15 protein-coding genes and 1 pseudogene are annotated in these 15246 nt (G+C 74.3%); 10 read left to right on the top strand and 6 right to left on the bottom strand.

The genetic code is table 11. From position 1 onward, the window contains the following. Positions 1-88: 88 nt before the first annotated feature. Entirely contained in the window at positions 89-1369 is a 1281-nt protein-coding gene (gene aceA / locus ACSNOH_RS26530) for an isocitrate lyase (protein WP_436723942.1), read from the bottom strand. 266 nt (positions 1370-1635) lie between these two features. On the opposite strand from aceA, the gene ACSNOH_RS26525 reads away from it, so the two are divergent. The 3 genes from ACSNOH_RS26525 to ACSNOH_RS26515 all read left to right on the top strand — a co-directional run bounded on the left by ACSNOH_RS26525 (position 1636) and on the right by ACSNOH_RS26515 (position 5075). Continuing rightward, the gene (locus ACSNOH_RS26525; RefSeq protein ID WP_436723941.1) at positions 1636-3039 is read left to right on the top strand and encodes a short-chain fatty acyl-CoA regulator family protein; all 1404 of its coding nucleotides are present in this window, start codon (positions 1636-1638) and stop codon (positions 3037-3039) included. 102 nt (positions 3040-3141) lie between these two features. Beyond that, complete coding sequence (locus ACSNOH_RS26520; RefSeq protein ID WP_436723940.1) at positions 3142-3768, top strand: helix-turn-helix domain-containing protein; 627 nt, start codon at positions 3142-3144, stop codon at positions 3766-3768. Beyond that, entirely contained in the window at positions 3765-5075 is a 1311-nt protein-coding gene (locus tag ACSNOH_RS26515) for an MFS transporter (protein ID WP_436723939.1), read from the top strand. The genes ACSNOH_RS26520 and ACSNOH_RS26515 overlap by 4 nt, the downstream gene beginning before the upstream one ends. 622 nt (positions 5076-5697) lie before the next feature. Here the strand turns inward: ACSNOH_RS26515 and ACSNOH_RS26510 are convergent. Further along, entirely contained in the window at positions 5698-6489 is a 792-nt protein-coding gene (locus ACSNOH_RS26510; protein WP_436723938.1) for a carbonic anhydrase, read from the bottom strand. Between the two features lie 305 nt (positions 6490-6794). On the opposite strand from ACSNOH_RS26510, the gene ACSNOH_RS26505 reads away from it, so the two are divergent. Continuing rightward, a complete protein-coding gene (locus tag ACSNOH_RS26505) occupies positions 6795-7115 on the top strand; it encodes a peptidase inhibitor family I36 protein (protein WP_436723937.1) in 321 nt (106 codons plus the stop codon). A gap of 92 nt (positions 7116-7207) precedes the next feature. On the opposite strand, the gene ACSNOH_RS26500 is transcribed toward ACSNOH_RS26505, so the two are convergent. Continuing rightward, positions 7208-8149, bottom strand: coding sequence for an amidohydrolase family protein (locus ACSNOH_RS26500; RefSeq protein WP_436723936.1), 942 nt, complete (start codon positions 8147-8149; stop codon positions 7208-7210). Positions 8150-8219: 70 nt separating this feature from the next. Further along, positions 8220-8444, bottom strand: a complete 225-nt coding sequence (locus ACSNOH_RS26495; RefSeq protein WP_436723935.1) for a hypothetical protein — start codon at positions 8442-8444, stop codon at positions 8220-8222. A gap of 202 nt (positions 8445-8646) precedes the next feature. Between ACSNOH_RS26495 and ACSNOH_RS26490 the strand changes: the two genes are divergently transcribed. From ACSNOH_RS26490 to ACSNOH_RS26475, 4 genes are all read left to right on the top strand, one after another. Then, positions 8647-10251, top strand: a complete 1605-nt coding sequence (locus tag ACSNOH_RS26490; protein ID WP_436723934.1) for an ABC-F family ATP-binding cassette domain-containing protein — start codon at positions 8647-8649, stop codon at positions 10249-10251. A gap of 160 nt (positions 10252-10411) precedes the next feature. Further along, positions 10412-11365, top strand: coding sequence for a LysR substrate-binding domain-containing protein (locus ACSNOH_RS26485; RefSeq protein ID WP_436723933.1), 954 nt, complete (start codon positions 10412-10414; stop codon positions 11363-11365). Between the two features lie 171 nt (positions 11366-11536). Further along, the gene (gene dmpI, locus ACSNOH_RS26480) at positions 11537-11719 is read left to right on the top strand and encodes a 4-oxalocrotonate tautomerase DmpI (RefSeq protein WP_436723932.1); all 183 of its coding nucleotides are present in this window, start codon (positions 11537-11539) and stop codon (positions 11717-11719) included. Between the two features lie 157 nt (positions 11720-11876). Further along, positions 11877-12719, top strand: a complete 843-nt coding sequence (locus ACSNOH_RS26475) for an alpha/beta fold hydrolase (RefSeq protein WP_436723931.1) — start codon at positions 11877-11879, stop codon at positions 12717-12719. A gap of 66 nt (positions 12720-12785) precedes the next feature. Here the strand turns inward: ACSNOH_RS26475 and ACSNOH_RS26470 are convergent, their stop codons facing one another. Next, entirely contained in the window at positions 12786-13346 is a 561-nt protein-coding gene (locus tag ACSNOH_RS26470) for a GNAT family N-acetyltransferase (protein WP_436723930.1), read from the bottom strand. Positions 13347-13464: 118 nt separating this feature from the next. Then, a complete protein-coding gene (locus ACSNOH_RS26465; protein ID WP_436723929.1) occupies positions 13465-13596 on the bottom strand; it encodes a hypothetical protein in 132 nt (43 codons plus the stop codon). Here ACSNOH_RS26465 and ACSNOH_RS26460 point away from each other — a divergent pair. Together ACSNOH_RS26460 and ACSNOH_RS26455 are read left to right on the top strand one after the other, a co-directional pair. Continuing rightward, positions 13577-13989, top strand: a pseudogene (locus tag ACSNOH_RS26460) (TetR family transcriptional regulator); the annotation flags it as partial. The gene ACSNOH_RS26465 and the pseudogene ACSNOH_RS26460 overlap by 20 nt on opposite strands. 127 nt (positions 13990-14116) lie before the next feature. Further along, positions 14117-15220: a PP2C family protein-serine/threonine phosphatase gene (locus ACSNOH_RS26455; RefSeq protein ID WP_436723928.1), complete on the top strand. Its 1104-nt coding sequence runs from the start codon at positions 14117-14119 to the stop codon at positions 15218-15220. The last annotated feature ends 26 nt before the right edge of the window (positions 15221-15246 follow it).

The following is a 15246-nucleotide window of genomic DNA, read 5'->3' as shown; positions in this document are numbered from 1 at the left end:
GGCGGGAACGGGGAGGTTCGTCCGGCCCCCGCCTGGTCGTGAGCGGGCGTACGCGGGCGGGTGACCGGCCCGCAGGGGCCGGACGCTCCTAGTGGAACTGCTCCTCTTCGGTGGAGCCGGCGAGCGCGGTGGTGGAGGAGGCGGGGTTGACGGCGGTCGACACGAGGTCGAAGTAGCCGGTGCCGACCTCCCGCTGGTGCTTGACGGCGGTGAAGCCGTCGGCCTGGGCGGCGAACTCGCGCTCCTGCAGGTCGACGTAGGCCGTCATGCCGTGCTCGGCGTAGCCCTTGGCGAGGTCGAACATGGCGTGGTTGAGGGAGTGGAAACCGGCCAGGGTGATGAACTGGAAGCGGTATCCCATCGCGCCCAGCTCGCGCTGGAACTTGGCGATCTGATCGTCGTCCAGGGCGGCCTTCCAGTTGAAGGAGGGCGAGCAGTTGTAGGCGAGCATCTTGCCGGGGTGCTCGGCGTGGACGGCCTCGGCGAAGGCGCGGGCCTGGGCCAGGTCGGGGGTGCCGGTCTCCACCCAGAGGAGGTCCGCGTAGGGGGCGTAGGCCAGGCCGCGGGCGATCACGGGGGCCATGCCGCCCCGCACCCGGTAGAAGCCCTCGGCGGTCCGCTCGCCGGTGCAGAACCGCGCGTCGCGCTCGTCGACGTCGCTGGTCAGCAGGTTCGCGGCGAGGGCGTCCGTGCGGGCGACGATGAGGGTGGGCACGCCGGCGATGTCGGCGGCGAGCCGGGCCGCGTTGAGGGTGCGGATGTGCTGGGCGGTCGGGACGAGGACCTTGCCGCCCAGGTGGCCGCACTTCTTCTCGGAGGCGAGCTGGTCCTCGTAGTGGATGCCGGCCGCGCCCGCGGCGATCATCGCCTTGGTGAGCTCGAAGGCGTTGAGCGGTCCGCCGAAGCCGGCCTCGGCATCCGCGACGACGGGCGCGAGCCAGTCGATCGCGGTGTCCGTGCCCTCGGCGGTGGCGATCTGGTCGGCGCGCAGCAGGGCGTTGTTGATGCGGCGCACCACCTGCGGCACCGAGTTGGCCGGGTACAGGCTCTGGTCGGGGTAGGTGTGCCCGGCCTGGTTGGCGTCGGCGGCGACCTGCCAGCCGGAGAGGTAGATCGCCTGGAGCCCGGCCCTGACCATCTGGACGGCCTGGCCGCCGGTGAGCGCGCCCAGCGCGTGGACGTAGTCGCGCTCGTGCAGCTGCCGCCACAGGCGTTCGGCGCCGCGCCGGGCGAGGGTGTGCTCCTCGCGGACGCTGCCGGACAGCCGGACGACGTCCTCCGCGCTGTAAGTGCGCTCGATGCCCTTCCAGCGGGGGTCCGCGGCCCACCGCTTCGCCAGTTCCTCCGCTGCCGTCCGTACCTGAGCCATGTCCGTCTCCCGGTGTCCTGTGCCGACGTACTGTCAAGATTGCGAAGGGAGTTGCTCTCCCTCGGATGGCATGACCCGCCGTGCCTTCACCGGTGCGCGAAGAGCGGTTCGCAGGGGTTCCGGCGGGCTGCGGTACGACTCTGGCAGTGGCACTGAGTGCCCTCAAGGGTGGCCTTCTGCCAATTGTTGCGAATCTTCTCCCCGCGTTCCGCCAAGTCTGCGAAGGTTCAACTCCCCAACGGCACACGCACGGACAGGAGGCGACGGTGAGCAAGACGTACGCGGGGGCCCGGCTGCGCCGGTTGCGCGAGGAGCGGCGGCTCAGCCAGGCGGAGTTCGCCCGCGTCCTGGCCGTCTCCCCGAGCTACCTCAACCAGATGGAGCACGACTCGCGGCCGCTGACCGTCCCCGTGCTGCTGCGCCTGACCGAGGCGTTCGGCGTGGACCCCGGCTTCTTCTCCGAGCTCGGCACCGCCCGGGTTCTCGCCGACCTGCGCGAAGCCCTCGCCGACGAGATCTCCGCGGCCCGCGTCTCGCCGTCCGAGCTGTCCGAGCTCGCCTCCCGGCTGCCCTCCGTCGCCGCCGTCCTGCTCGACCTGGGCCGCCGCAACCAGGCCCTGACCGAGCGCCTGGCCGAGGCGGCGGACGGCCGCGGCGGCGGCGCCGACCCGGCCGTGCCGCGCACGCCGCACGAGGAGATCCGCGAGTTCTTCTACCGCCGCCGGAACTACCTCCACGACCTCGACCTCGCCGCGGAGGACCTGGCCACGCGCCTCGGCATCCGCCCCGGCGGCGTCCTCACGGCCCTCGCCGCGCGGCTCACCGAGCGGCACGGCGTGCACCTCGCCACGGACTCCGCCCGCCTGCACCACTACGACCCGGCGCGCCGGGTGCTGCACCTCTCCAGCAGGCTGCGCCCCGGCCAGCGGGCCTTCCGGATGGCCACGCAGCTGGCCCTGCTGGAATTCGCCGGCGAGATCTCCTCGCTCGCCTCGGAGGACCACGCCGAGGACTCCACCACGTGGTCCCTCGCGCGGATCGGCATCGCCAGCTACGTGGCTGCCGCGCTGATCCTGCCGTACCGCGCCTTCCACGCGACGGCCGAGGAGATGCGCTACGACATCGAGCGGCTCGCCGATCACTTCGGGGTCGGCTACGAGACCGTCTGCCACCGGCTGAGCACCCTCCAGCGGCCGCGGCTGCGGGGCGTGCCCTTCTCGTTCGTCCGCGTCGACCGGGCGGGCAACATGTCCAAGCGGCAGTCGGCGACCGGCTTCCACTTCTCCCGCGCGGGGGGCACGTGCCCCCTGTGGAACGTCTACGAGGCCTTCGCCGCGCCCGGCCGGATCCAGGTGCAGATCGCCGCCATGCCCGACGGGCAGCGCTACCTGTGGACCGCCCGCACCGTGACGCGGCAGCGCGGCGGCTGGGGCGAGCCCGGGAAGTCCTTCGCGATCGGCCTCGGTTGCGAGATCCGGCACGCCGGCCGGCTCGTCTACTCCGACGGACTCGACCTGGGCAACGCCTCCGCCGCCACGCCCATCGGCATGGGCTGCCGGGTCTGCGAACGCCTCGACTGCCCGCAGCGGGCCGTGCCGCCGCTCGGCCGCGCCCTCGCCGTCGACGAGAACAGCAGCACGTTCGTGCCCTATCCGGTGGTGGAGGGGTGAGATGAGCGCGCCGGGCGGACGGGCGGCGGGCCGGTACCCTCTGCAGAGGGTTCTCTGCAGAGAGACCTATGCAGAGAACCCTCTGCACCCTACGATGCCGCCATGCCCGAAGAACTCGATCACGAGTGCGCCCCGCAGCCCGCGAGCCCCGAACACGCCGCCCCCGAACGCCGCCTCGACGCGCGCAGCCTGCGGGGCCTGGCGCACCCCCTGCGGATGCAGATCTTCGAGTTGCTCAGCCTGGACGGCCCCGCCACCGCCACCGGGCTCGCCCGGCGCCTCGGGGAGAACACCGGCACCGTCAGCTGGCACCTGCGCCACCTCGCCGAGCACGGCTTCATCGAGGAGGAGACCGGACGGGGCACGAAACGGGAACGCTGGTGGCGCAGGACCCGCGTCGCCAACCGGCTCGACACCGCCGACTTCCGCGACGACCCCGGCAGCCGCGGCGCGCTCTCGGTCTACCTGCACGAACTGACGCAGCAGCACTTCGGCCGGGTCACCCGCTACTTCACCGAGGAGTGGGACGACCGGTGGCGCAACGCCGGCACGGTCATGGACTGGAGCGACCTGCGGTTGACGCCGGATCAGCTCGCCGCGCTCAACGCGGAGCTGATCGCCGTCATCGCCCGCCACACCCCCGCCGCGGACGCCGAGCCGGACCCGGACGCCCTGCCCGTCGTCGTGCAGCTCCAGTCCTTCCCGCGCAAGGAACGAGGAACCGCATGACGCGGGGCGTACGCGGCGGTCTCCTGCGGCGGCACCGGGACTTCCGGTTGCTGTGGTGCGGCGAGACCGCCGGTAAGTTCGGCGCGTCCGTCACCGGGGTGGCGATGCCGCTCGTGGCCGTCTCCGACCTGCACGCCGGCCCGTTCGAGGTGGGCCTGCTGACCGCGGCGTCCTGGGCGCCGTGGCTCCTCATCGGCCTTCCGGCGGGCGCCTGGGTGGACCGCAGCCGGCGCCGGCCCGTGATGATGACCGCCGCCGCGGTCTCCCTCGTCCTGTTCGCCGGCGTGCCGGCCGCCGCCCTGGCCGGGCGGCTCGGCATGGGCCTGCTGCTGGCCGTGGCCCTGCTGGCGGGCACGGCCGCCGTGTTCTTCCAGACCGCCTACAGCGCCTACCTGCCGTGCGTCCTGGAACCCGCCGACCAGCCCGAGGGCAACGCCAAGCTGCACGGCAGCGCGTCCGCGGCGCAGATCGCCGGGCAGGGCTCCGGCGGCCTGATCGCGCAGTTCGCCGGCGCGGTCAACGGGATGTTCGCCAACGCCACGACGTTCCTCGTGGCCCTCCTGTGCCTGTCCGGCATACGGCACCGCGAGCCGCGCCCCGTCCGGCCGGCGCGCCGTTCCCGCTCGCTGACCGGCGAGATCGGCGAGGGCATGCGGCTCGTCGCGCAGGACCCCTGGCTGCGCACGCTGACGCTGTTCGGCGCCGCCTCCAACCTGGCCCTGATGGGCTATCAGTCGATTCTGGTGGTCTTCCTGGTGCGCACCGTGGGGCTGGCTCCCGGAACCGTCGGCGCCGTCGTCGCGGCCGCCGGCAGCGGAGGCGTCGCCGGGGCCTTCCTCGCGCGCCGGGTCGCCGCACGGGCGGGCACGGCACGGGCGACGCTGCTCTTCGAGCTCGGCCTGGGCGCGGGCGCCCTGCTCATCCCGCTGACCACGGGCGGAGCCGGAGTCCTGCTCTGCGTCGCGGGCGGCTTCTGCGTCGCCGCCGGCGTCGTGGCCGGTAACGTCGTCAAAGCGGGCTTCCAGCAGCGCTACTGCCCTCCCGGGCTCCTCGGACGCCTCACCGCCACCACGGCGTTCCTCAACTACGGGACGATCCCGCTGGGCGCACTGCTCGGCGGAACGCTCGGCGACGCCCTCGGCCTGCGCACCGCCATGTGGGTCACCACGGCGGGCGTTCCCCTCGCCGGGCTGCTCCTGCTCTTCTCCCCCGTCGGGCGCGCCCGCGACCTGCCGGCGACCCGGCGACCGGACGCCGCGCCCGCGGTGCGCGGCGAAGCCGCACCCGAGCCGCTCAGCCGGCCATGAGCACCGCCGGGCCGGGATGCCGCTCCTGCGGTGGAGGGGACTCGCCGACGTTCGTCTGCCGAATGCCCCGCATTCGGGTGCTTTACGGATAAAGTCACCTCGTGCCGTACCAGCGCTGACTTCGGGTCAACCTGTCACGTCGGGGCCTCACCCAGGGGTCTCGGGCGGGGCTGGTGGCGCTGCTCCCCCCCGAGGGCCCTCACAGGGTCCCGCCGGCCGGCGGGTCTCGTGGTCCGAGGAAAGGCGCGCACATGGTGCAGCACAGAAGGCCGAAAGCGCCGGTCGACTGGAACCTGGTCCGCAGCGTGGCCCGAGCAGTGACGCCGTGGGTGGAGCTGCTGACAGCCGTGACCGCTCTGGCCCTGGTAATGACCGGTAGAGGCTGACCCGCGGGGCGTATCACCAGTACGCCCCGTGGAGCCAGACTTCGGCTGCCCGTCGTGGAACCGGTCCCGCGGCGGGCTCTTCCCCGTCGGCCAGCCGACGAGCCCACACACTAACGCACGGGGCGGCGCCTCACCGTGGAACCGCGGCGCGACGACCAGCCACCTGGAGGACACGGCCCCGCCGGGCGTGCTCAGGGCCGGGCCCACCGACCGGGGGTTCCGCCCCGGCCGGGGGCTCAGGGGGCGCCGCTGAGGATTTCGGCCCGGCCCGTGTCGAGCGAGTAGTAGGCGCTGACCACTGCGAGGGCGCCCTTCTTCACCAGCGGCGAGAGGTCCTTGCCGGAGCGCAGTTCGGCCGCGGTCAGCTCTGCCTGGGCGCGGACCATGACGTCGGCGGGGTCGGGGCCGCGGTACTTGAGGGTCTTCTTGTACGCCGGCTGCACGGCGTCGGCGATCGCCTGCAGGTTGCCGGGCAGCGTGGCGCCGTCGCGCAGTGCGTCGTACGCCGCCTTCGCGGCGCCGCAGCGCTGGTGGCCGAGGACGACGATCAGCGGGGTGCCGGTCGTCATGGGCCCGTACTGGACGGAGCCGGTGACCACCGGTCCGGTCGCCTGTGCGCCGGTGCGCAGGACGTAGAGGTCGCCGAGGCCGGTGTCGAAGAGGAGCTCGGGCGGCACGCGGCAGTCGAGGCAGGAGAGGACCACCGCGTACGGCTCCTGCGCCTGGGCGGCGAACTGACGGCGGTCCGGCTCGCGGCCGGGGTGCCGGAGGTGTCCGCCGGCCCAGCGCTTGTTGCCCTCCAGCAGCCGTGCGAGCGCCTCCTTGGGGGTGGCCGGCCGCGGCGGCGGTGACGGGGACGGGGCCGCGGGCGTCGCCTTCAGGTCGGCGGCCGCCGCCTTCCCGGCGCCTTCGGCCCTGCCGGGGCCCTCGCCGGTGCCCTTCGCGCACCCCGGGAGCACGGCCGCGGCGGCGACCGCGAGACCGCCGGTGAGCATCGCCCGGCGATGCGGCTGTCGGCTTGAGTCCATCGGTGGTTCCCCTCGGCATCGCTGGCACGCACGCGCGCGGCGGTACGTGGGTCGTGCCGCCGCGGTGGTGGCGATTGTCCACCGTCGCGCGGGCGGCCCCGCGGGAGGCGCGGAAGGATCTCCGGCTCATTTACCACCGACGGCCCAAAGCGCGGACCGGGGCGTGAGAGCACCCGGAGTATCCGGGAGGATTCACCGTTTAGCGGGGCCACTGCTCGGAAAGGCCACCAGCCGGACACAGTCCCGCTGCGCAGAGCAGGGAGGAGACGGGCATGAGGCCCGCAACGAGGAAGACAGTGAGGTCCGTGATCGCCGGCGCGGTCGTGGGAGCGGCGGTCCTGCTGCCGGCGGCCGCGGCGCAGGGCGAGCCCCGGGCGCGGATCCCCATCTGCCCGCCGGTCGTCGGCCTGTGCACGTGGACGGAGCCCAACGCCGAGGGCACGACGAGAATGTTCCAGCGCCCCGCGCCGGGCCTCGACCCGCCGGTCCGCAGCGCGAAGAACCACACCGGGCAGGCCTGGTGCCTCTACCCGCGGCCGTCGTACCGCGGCCGGCCGTTCGTCCTCCGCTCCGGCTCGTACACCCCGGGCCTCGGCCTCACGGCCCGCTCCGCGCGCCCCTGCTGAGCCGCCTGGCCGCTTGTCCGCCTGGCCGCTTCTCCCCGGCGGCGAGACCCTGCTGCCGAGCCCCGGCTGCCGAGCCCCTGCTGCGCCGGCTGCTACGCGGGGATCACCTCGGCGGCGTTTCCGCCGAGGACCGCCGCCACCTGTTCCTCCGGGAGCCCGGAGTGCCGGATGTAGTCGGTGGCGGCCAGGAAGGCGGGGCCGGTCTGGTAGGGGAAGTCGGTGCCGAGGAGGAGGCGGTCGGCGCCCAGCGACTCCGCGGCCGCCCACAGCGCCGGGACGTGTCCGTGCCCGACGGTGTCGTACCACATGCGGCGCGCCGCGGCGCCGGGCTTCTCGGGGATGTCCGGGGCCTCCCGGACGTACAGGTGGTCGGCCCTGCTCAGGACCATGGGCAGGGCCCCGCCCAGGTGCGAGATCACGATCTTCATGCGCCGCAGCCGGGTCGGAACTCCCGCCAGGATCAGGTGCATCGCCGCGACCGTGTCCTCGACCGGGGCTCCGATCATCCAGGTCAGGCGGTGACCGGCGATGAGGGGCGATTCCGCGCCGGTGCCGGCCGGGTGGACGTACAGCACGCTGCCGCGCCGGTCGAGTTCGGCGAAGACCGGCTCGAAGGCCGGGTCCGCGACGGAGCGGCCCAGCACGGAGGTCGTCGTGCACGCGCCCGCCATGCCCAGGTCGTCCAGCGCGCGTTCCAGTTCCTCCAGCGCGGCGTCGGTGTGCGGGAACGGCAGCGCCGCGAAGGCGCGGAAGCGGTCCGGCCAGCGCCGTACCACGTCCGCGTACAGGTCGTTGGCCGTGCGGGCGGCGCGCACGGCGTGCGCACGGTCGGTGAAGTGCGGCGACTGCGGGGTCACCGACAGCACCTGCTGTGTGATGCCCGCCTCGTCCATCAGCGCGAACCGTGCCTCGATGTCCGCGTCCGAGGTGCCGGCGCCGAGCCCTCGCTGCGTGCCGGTGTCGGTCTTGCCGTACTCCTGCAGCAGGTCGAGGTAGCCGTCCGTCCAGAGGTGAGCGTGAACGTCGATCGCCATGGCAGCGGCCCCTCGTGAGACGCGTGAAAGCGTGTGACGCCGGAAGCCCATCGGGGCGGCAGCGGTTCGCTCAGCTGTCCCCGGGCTTCGTCCACACGGCGGGCCCGCCGCCGCGCCAGTCGATCAGGTCCGGGTCTTCGAGCTGCATGTCGTCCGGTGTGACCCCGGCCCGCCGCAGGAACTCGATCACGTCCACGACGCCGTACGCCACCCCCAGGTTCTCCGCGCCGACCGTCACCCGCCGGCCGCCCGAGGCCGACGGCGGGTGCACGACGACGCGCGCGAGTCCGGACATGCCTCCAGCCTGCGCCACGACGCCGCGGGATGCATCCGGGGGACGTGGGGGACGCGGGACACGGGGCGCCTGCGCAATAAACAGATGCGCCGCGTCCGTGGCCGCGGTTACCGTGGCGGCATGTCTACGCCCCGGATTTCTTAGCTGAGGACCCGCTTCCGCGCCAGAAGTGTGTCCTTCAGTCCTTTCGGAGCGTTACCCCATGATTACCGTTCGCGATGCCGAGCTGCGCGCAGGCGCGCGCCTCCTGCTGTCCGGCGTGTCCTTCACCGTCTCCCCCGGCGACCGGATCGGCCTCGTCGGCCGCAACGGCGCCGGCAAGACCACGCTGATGACCGCGCTCGCGGGCCGGGCCGAGCCCGCCGCCGGCACCGTCACCGCCACCGGCCCCGTCGGATTCCTCGCCCAGGACTCCCGCGCCGCCGATCCCTCCGTGACCGTCACCGAGCGCATCCTCTCCGCCCGCGGCCTGGACCGGGCCCTGCGGCACCTGCGCAAGGCCGAAGCCGCGATGTCCGGCGCCTCCGGGCCCGCCGCCCTGGAGCGGGCGATGAACGCCTACGCCCGCGCGGAAGCGGCCTTCCAGGCCGGCGGGGGCTACGCGGCGGAGGCGGAGGCCGCCCGCGTGGCGGCCGGGGTCGGCCTGCCCGACCGGGTCGTGCACCAGCCCGTCGGCACGCTCTCCGGCGGACAGCGGCGCCGGGTGGAGCTGGCCCGCATCCTGTTCGCCGGCCACGGCGGCACGCTGCTGCTCGACGAGCCGACCAACCACCTCGACGCCGACTCCCTCACCTGGCTGCGCGCCTTCCTCCGGGCGCACACCGGCGGACTGGTCGTCATCAGCCACGACACGGGCCTCCTCGCCGACGTCGTCAACCGCGTCTTCCACCTCGACGCCACGCGCGCGACGATCGACATCCACAACACCGGCTGGACCGCGTACCTGGCCCAGCGGGAGACGGACGAGCGGCGCCGTGCCCGCGAGCGCGCCGGTGCCGAACGCAAGGCGGCCGCCCTGCACGCCCAGGCGGACAAGATGAAGGCCCGCTCGGCGACGGCCGTCACGGCCCGGAGCATGGCACGCCGGGCCGACCGCCTCCTCTCCGGGCTCGAACCGGTCCGCCGGGCCGAGAAGACCGCGAAGATCCGGCTGCCCGAGCCCGCCCCGTGCGGGCGGATGCCGCTCGGTGCGGTCAGCCTGGCCAAGTCCTACGGCGGCCACCCGGTCCTCGCCGGCGTGGACCTCGCCGTGGACCGGGGCAGCCGCCTGGTGGTCCTCGGCCTCAACGGCGCGGGCAAGACCACGCTGCTGCGCCTCCTCGCGGGCCGGGAGCGTCCCGACGCCGGCCGGGTCGTGCACGGACACGGCCTGCGGCTGGGCTACTTCGCCCAGGAGCACGACACCCTGGACGGTGCGCGGACGGTGCGGGAGAACCTCGCCGCGGCCGCGCCGCACCTGACGGACGGCGAGGCCCGGCACGTCCTGGGCTCGTTCCTGTTCCCGGGGGCCGACGCCGACAAGCCGGCGGGCGTCCTCTCGGGCGGCGAGAAGACCCGGCTGGCGCTGGCCGGTCTGGTGCACTCGGGCGCGAACGTCCTGCTGCTGGACGAGCCGACGAACAACCTCGACCCCGCCTCCCGCGGCGAGGTCCTCGCGGCCGTCGGCTCCTACCCCGGCGCGATCGTGATGGTCACCCACGACGAGGGCGCCGTCGACGCCCTGCGCCCCGACCGCGTCCTGCTGCTGCCGGACGCGGACGAGGACCTGTGGAACGAGGAGTACCGGACCCTGGTGACCCTCGCCTGACCACCGGCCGCAGGCCGCGCCCGGCGAACGGCCGGAGCCGGGCGCGGCGGGCGGCTTGAGCCGGGCGCGGAGGGCGGCCGGGCCGCCGTCCGCCGCGCCGCGCCGGTGCGGCAAGATCGTCCGGGCCGGGCACCGGACGGGCCGGCCGGAAGGGGGAGCGGTGGAGCTGCGTCAGCTGCGCTATTTCGTGACCGTCGCGGAAGAGCTGCACTTCGGGCGGGCGGCCGAGCGGCTGGTGATCGGCCAGCCGGCCGTCAGCCAGCAGATCCGGCGGCTGGAACGGGAGCTGAAGACCGAGCTGTTCGACCGCTCTCCCCGGCTGGTCCGGCTCACGGCCGCCGGGCAGGCCTTCCTGCCCGCGGCCCGTGCCGTGCTGGCGGCGGAGGACGCCGCCCGGGCGGTGGCCGCGGAGCTGTCCGGCAGCGGTGCCGGCGTCTTCCGGCTGGGCACGATCACCGGCCTCGGCGAGCGGCTCGACCGGATCCTGGACGCCTTCGAGGAGCACGCGCCGGGCGTACGCGTGGAGCTGGTGGGGCTGCCGGTACGGGAGCGGCTCGCGCGGCTCGCCGACGGCAGGCTCGACGCCGCCTTCGTCCGCGGCGCCGCCCCGCCTCCCCCGGCCCCCGGCACGGCGGCCCGGGACGGCGCCGAGGTACGTCGCCGCGTGGTCTGGCAGGACGAGCTGATGGCCGCGATCCCCGCCCGGCACCCGCTCGCCGGGCGACCGGCGGTGAGCCTCGCCGAGCTCGCGGGGCTGCCGCTGCGCCTGACCGAGCGCCGGAACCACCCGACGCTGGTCGACCTCGTCCTGGACGGCTGCCGGGAGGCGGGGTTCGAGCCCGTGCCGGGCCCGGCGTGCAGCTCCCTCCAGGACACCCTCGCGGCGATCGGCTCGGGAACGCCGATGTGGACGGTCGTCTACGCCGGCAACGCCCGGCGGATGACGCTGCCGAGGGTCGCCTTCGTCCCCTTCGCCGCGCCCGGTCTCCGGCTGCCCGTCGAACTGGCCGTCCGCAGCGGCGCCTCCTCCGCGCTGCTCGCCGTACTCCACGACGCCGTGACCGACGCTCGCCCTCCCGTCTCCCGTCCGACCGGCTGCGATCAGCAATCGTGATCGCTGCGAGAGCGATCCGGGTCTGGGTGGCGACGGGCCCCGCGCGGTGAACTTGTGCACGGCAGCGAGAACCGCCGGAACCGCCGGCGGAGGCCCTGGGGCCGCACTGCCTCCACCGTCCGGATCCGGCCGCACTGCCCGGAACCGGACCCACTGTGAAGGAGCACCGTCATGCCCGTCGTCACCATTCAGCAGGGTCCCCGTGACATCGAGCTCAAGCGTGACCTGGTGGCCCGGGTCACCGACGCCTTCGTGGACTCCCTGCAGATCCCGGCCGAGGCCGTGCAGGTGTGGATCCACGAGGTGCCGGCCGACAGCTGGGGCGTTGCGGGCAAGCTGACCGCCGACAAGTAGCGGGCCCGGCCGGCCGGGAACGGGGGACCCGGCCGCTGCCACCGCAGGAACGGCGGACGCCGTGGCGACGGCAGGGCCCGGCGCGCAGGCCATCTCCGGCCCGTAGGAGCGCACTTGGCCGAGGGCAGCCGTTGACGGTGCTCTTACAGTGCTGTGCATGAGGGAAGCCCAGTTATCCGCCGGCACGGTCGAGTACGACGTGGTGGGATCGGGCCCGCCGGTCGTCCTGCTGCACGGGCTGCTGATGGACCACACGCTGTGGGACCGCGTGCTTCCCTTGCTTCCGGAGGGGTTCACGTACGTGCGGCCGGTCCTGCCGCTCGGTGCCCACCGCCGGCCGATGCGGGCGGGCGCCGATCTCACGCTGCCCGGGCAGGTCCGTCTGGTCGCCGGCTTCCTCGACGCGCTCGGGCTCGACGACGTCACCCTGGTGCACACGGACTGGGGCGGGGCGCTGTTGCTCACCGCCCACGGGCTGGACCGGCGCGTGGCACGGCAGGTGATCCTGCCGTGCGAGGCGTTCGGCAACTTCATGCCCGGCCTGCCCGGCACGGTGCTGTCCCTCGCCGCCCGCGTTCCCGGCGGGCTCCGGCTCGGGGCCCGCCTGCTGTGCGTGGCCCGGCTGCGCCGGCTGCCCGTCCTGCTCGGGCAGATGGCCCGGCGGCCGCTGCCGGACGAGCTCGTCCGCCGCTGGACCGAGCCGCTCCTGCACGACGCCGCCGTCCGGCGCGACCTGATCGCCTACTGCCGCGGGCCGTTCGACAAGCAGACGCTCATCCGTGACACCGGGGCACTGCGCCGGTTCTCCGGGGACGCGCTCGTGCTGTGGTCCCCCGCCAACCGCGTCATGCCGCCCGAGCACGGCCGCCGCCTGGCGGCGCTGCTGCCTGCGGGCCGGTACGCCGAGGTACCGGGCGCGTACGTGCTGTCCATGCTGGACGAACCGGAGAGCGTGGCCCGGGAGATCGGCGCGTTCCTCACCTCGCCCCCGGCCCCGTAGCGGCGGACGGCGGACGGCCACGGACCTGGTGCCGCCCGCCCACCGCGGCGGCCCATGCCGCCGGGCTCAAGAGGTCCGCGCGGCCTCCCGCCACTGCGGGGCGAGCACCGACCAGATCTCCTCGTCGTGCCGCTTCCCCCGGTACAGGAAGCTCTCCCGCAGGACGCCGTCCCTCGTCATGCCGAGACGCCGGGCGACCGCCTTGCTGGGCTCGTTCTCCGCGGAGACCCACCACTCCACGCGGTGGATGCCCCGCTCCTCGACGGCCCAGTCGATGATCACGCGCACGGCGCGGGTCACCAGCCCCTTGCCGACCGCCGACGGCTCCAGCCAGCAGCCCGCCTCGGCGTTGCCCTGCTCGGTATCCATCGTGCGCAGGCAGACCGCGCCGACCAGGGTGCCGTCCGCCCAGATGCCGCAGAGCCGCCCGGTGTCGGCGGCCGCCTTCTCCGCGTACGTCTGCAGGAACGCCCGGCTCGACTCCAGGTCCGTGACGACGTCGGGCAGTCCGTTGTACTGCCCGATGAACTCCCGCCCCCGGTCCACGTGGTCCAGGAACTCCCGGGCCTGCCAGGGCTCCAGCGGGCGCAGCTCCGCGCCGTCGTCACCCAGGGATATCGCGTACATCTCGGCCCTCCACGGTCGTATCACGGTCAACCGGCGCCAACGGTGCGCCTCCGGGAAGGATCTCACCACGTCTCACCGCATCTCCCCACGGATGATCCGGAGGGGAGGGACGGCCGGGTCAGGCCGCGGCTGCCGGGAGCGCGAACCGCACACCGGTCAGCCGTTCCGACAGCTCCCACAGGCGCCGCGCGGTCTCCTCGTCGGCCGCCGCGGGCGCGAGCGGCACCCGGGTCCCGTTCCTGGCCGGCATGGGCGCCGACATGCGCACCGAGCCGGCGGCCCGCTCCGCCGGTGAGCGGCCCTCCGTAGCGCTGCGGCACACCGTGGGCGTCCCCATCGCCACGTGCGCCAGCCACTCTGACAGGGCACTGCGCGTGGTGCAGCTGATCCTGCGCACCCCGCCCTGCACGCCCGCTTCCTGGAACGCCAGGCGCAGTGGCGCGACGACCTGGCGGCGGAACTGGCGCACCGCCTGGGATACGACCCCGGCACCGACCTCTATCCGCGGCTGGCCGCCGGGATGGCCCCGTCCTCGTTCGACGCCGTGCTGCACCGGTGGAGTGGCAGCGACGGGGCCGAGGTCCCCGGCGCGCTGATCGACCGTGCCTTCGCCGTCATCGCCCCGGCGCTGGACGCTGTCTGACACCGGCCCGCCCCCGGGTCCGTAGGCGGGTCCGCGTCGTCCCCGTCGATCCGTGACGATCTGCATCGATTCGTGTCGATTCGTGTCGCAGGGGCCGGACGGCGGGGGCGGGCGGTAAGCAAGGGACATGCGCATCCAGTTCCCGCCGGCAGGGTCCCGCCTCTCCCGCCCCCGGCGTGCACTGCTTGCCGCGCCCCTGGGCCTGATCGCCGTGATCATGGTGGTCGACCTGTCGACCGGCCCGGACATCCACCTCGGCCCGCTCCTCGTCGCCGCGCCGGCGCTCACCGCGACGTTCGGCAGCGCACGGCTGACCGCGGCGGTCGGCGTCGTGACCCTCGCCGCCCAGGTCCTGCTGGGTGTCCTCTTCGGCCGCATGCAGACGGCGGACCAGCAGACACAGACAGCAGCCCTGTTCCTGGCCATCGCCTTCCTCGTCGCGTTCCGCGCCGTCCACGAACGGCACGGTCAGGCGCTCGACCGCGCCCGCTGGGTGGCCGACGTGGCCCAGAAGGTCCTGCTCAAGCCCCTCCCGGCACAGATCGGCCCGCTGGAGCTGGCCTCGGCCTACGTGGCGGCCGAGGCCGAGGCGCAGATCGGCGGCGACCTGTACGCGGCGGTCCGCGCCCGGAACGCCACCCGGCTGCTGATCGGCGACTCCCGCGGCAAGGGCTTCGCCGCCGTCGGGGACGCCGCCCTGCTCCTCGGCGCCTTCCGCGCCGCCGCGCACCGCTTCCCCCCGCTCCCCCGGCTGGTCGCGCACCTGCACAACACCGTGTACTGGGACACCGAGGAGCCGTCCGACGACCTCGCCGCCGGGGAAGGCTTCGTCACGGCGGCCGTACTGGAGATCCCCGACGACCAGCCCCTCGTCCACGTCGTCGACTGCGGCCACCCGCCCCCGCTGCTGCTGCGCGGCAACGAGGTCACTCCCCTGCAGACCCCCGACCCCTACCTGCCCCTGGGCCTGGGAACGGCCACGACAGAGGCCGACTACGAGGCCGTGACCTTCGGCTTCCCCGACGGCGCCCTGCTCCTGCTCTACACCGACGGCGCCGTCGAGGCCCGCAACGCCCACGGCGACTTCTACCCGCTCACCGAGCGGCTGGCCGCGTGGGGCGAGCGGGATCCCCGGCGCCTGGTGCGGCGCCTCCACGAGGACCTGCTCGCCCATGCGGGCGGCTCCCTGGGCGACGACATCGCGCTCATCGCCATCAGGCGCAGACAGTGAAGGGGGGGGGGGGGGGGGGGGGGGGG

The sequence above is a fragment of the Streptomyces sp. URMC 127 genome (genome assembly GCF_051386535.1).
Taxonomy (GTDB): Bacteria; Actinomycetota; Actinomycetes; order Streptomycetales; family Streptomycetaceae; genus Streptomyces.
Note: the sequence above shows the minus strand (reverse complement) of the source record. Positions and strands in the feature narration are given on the sequence as shown.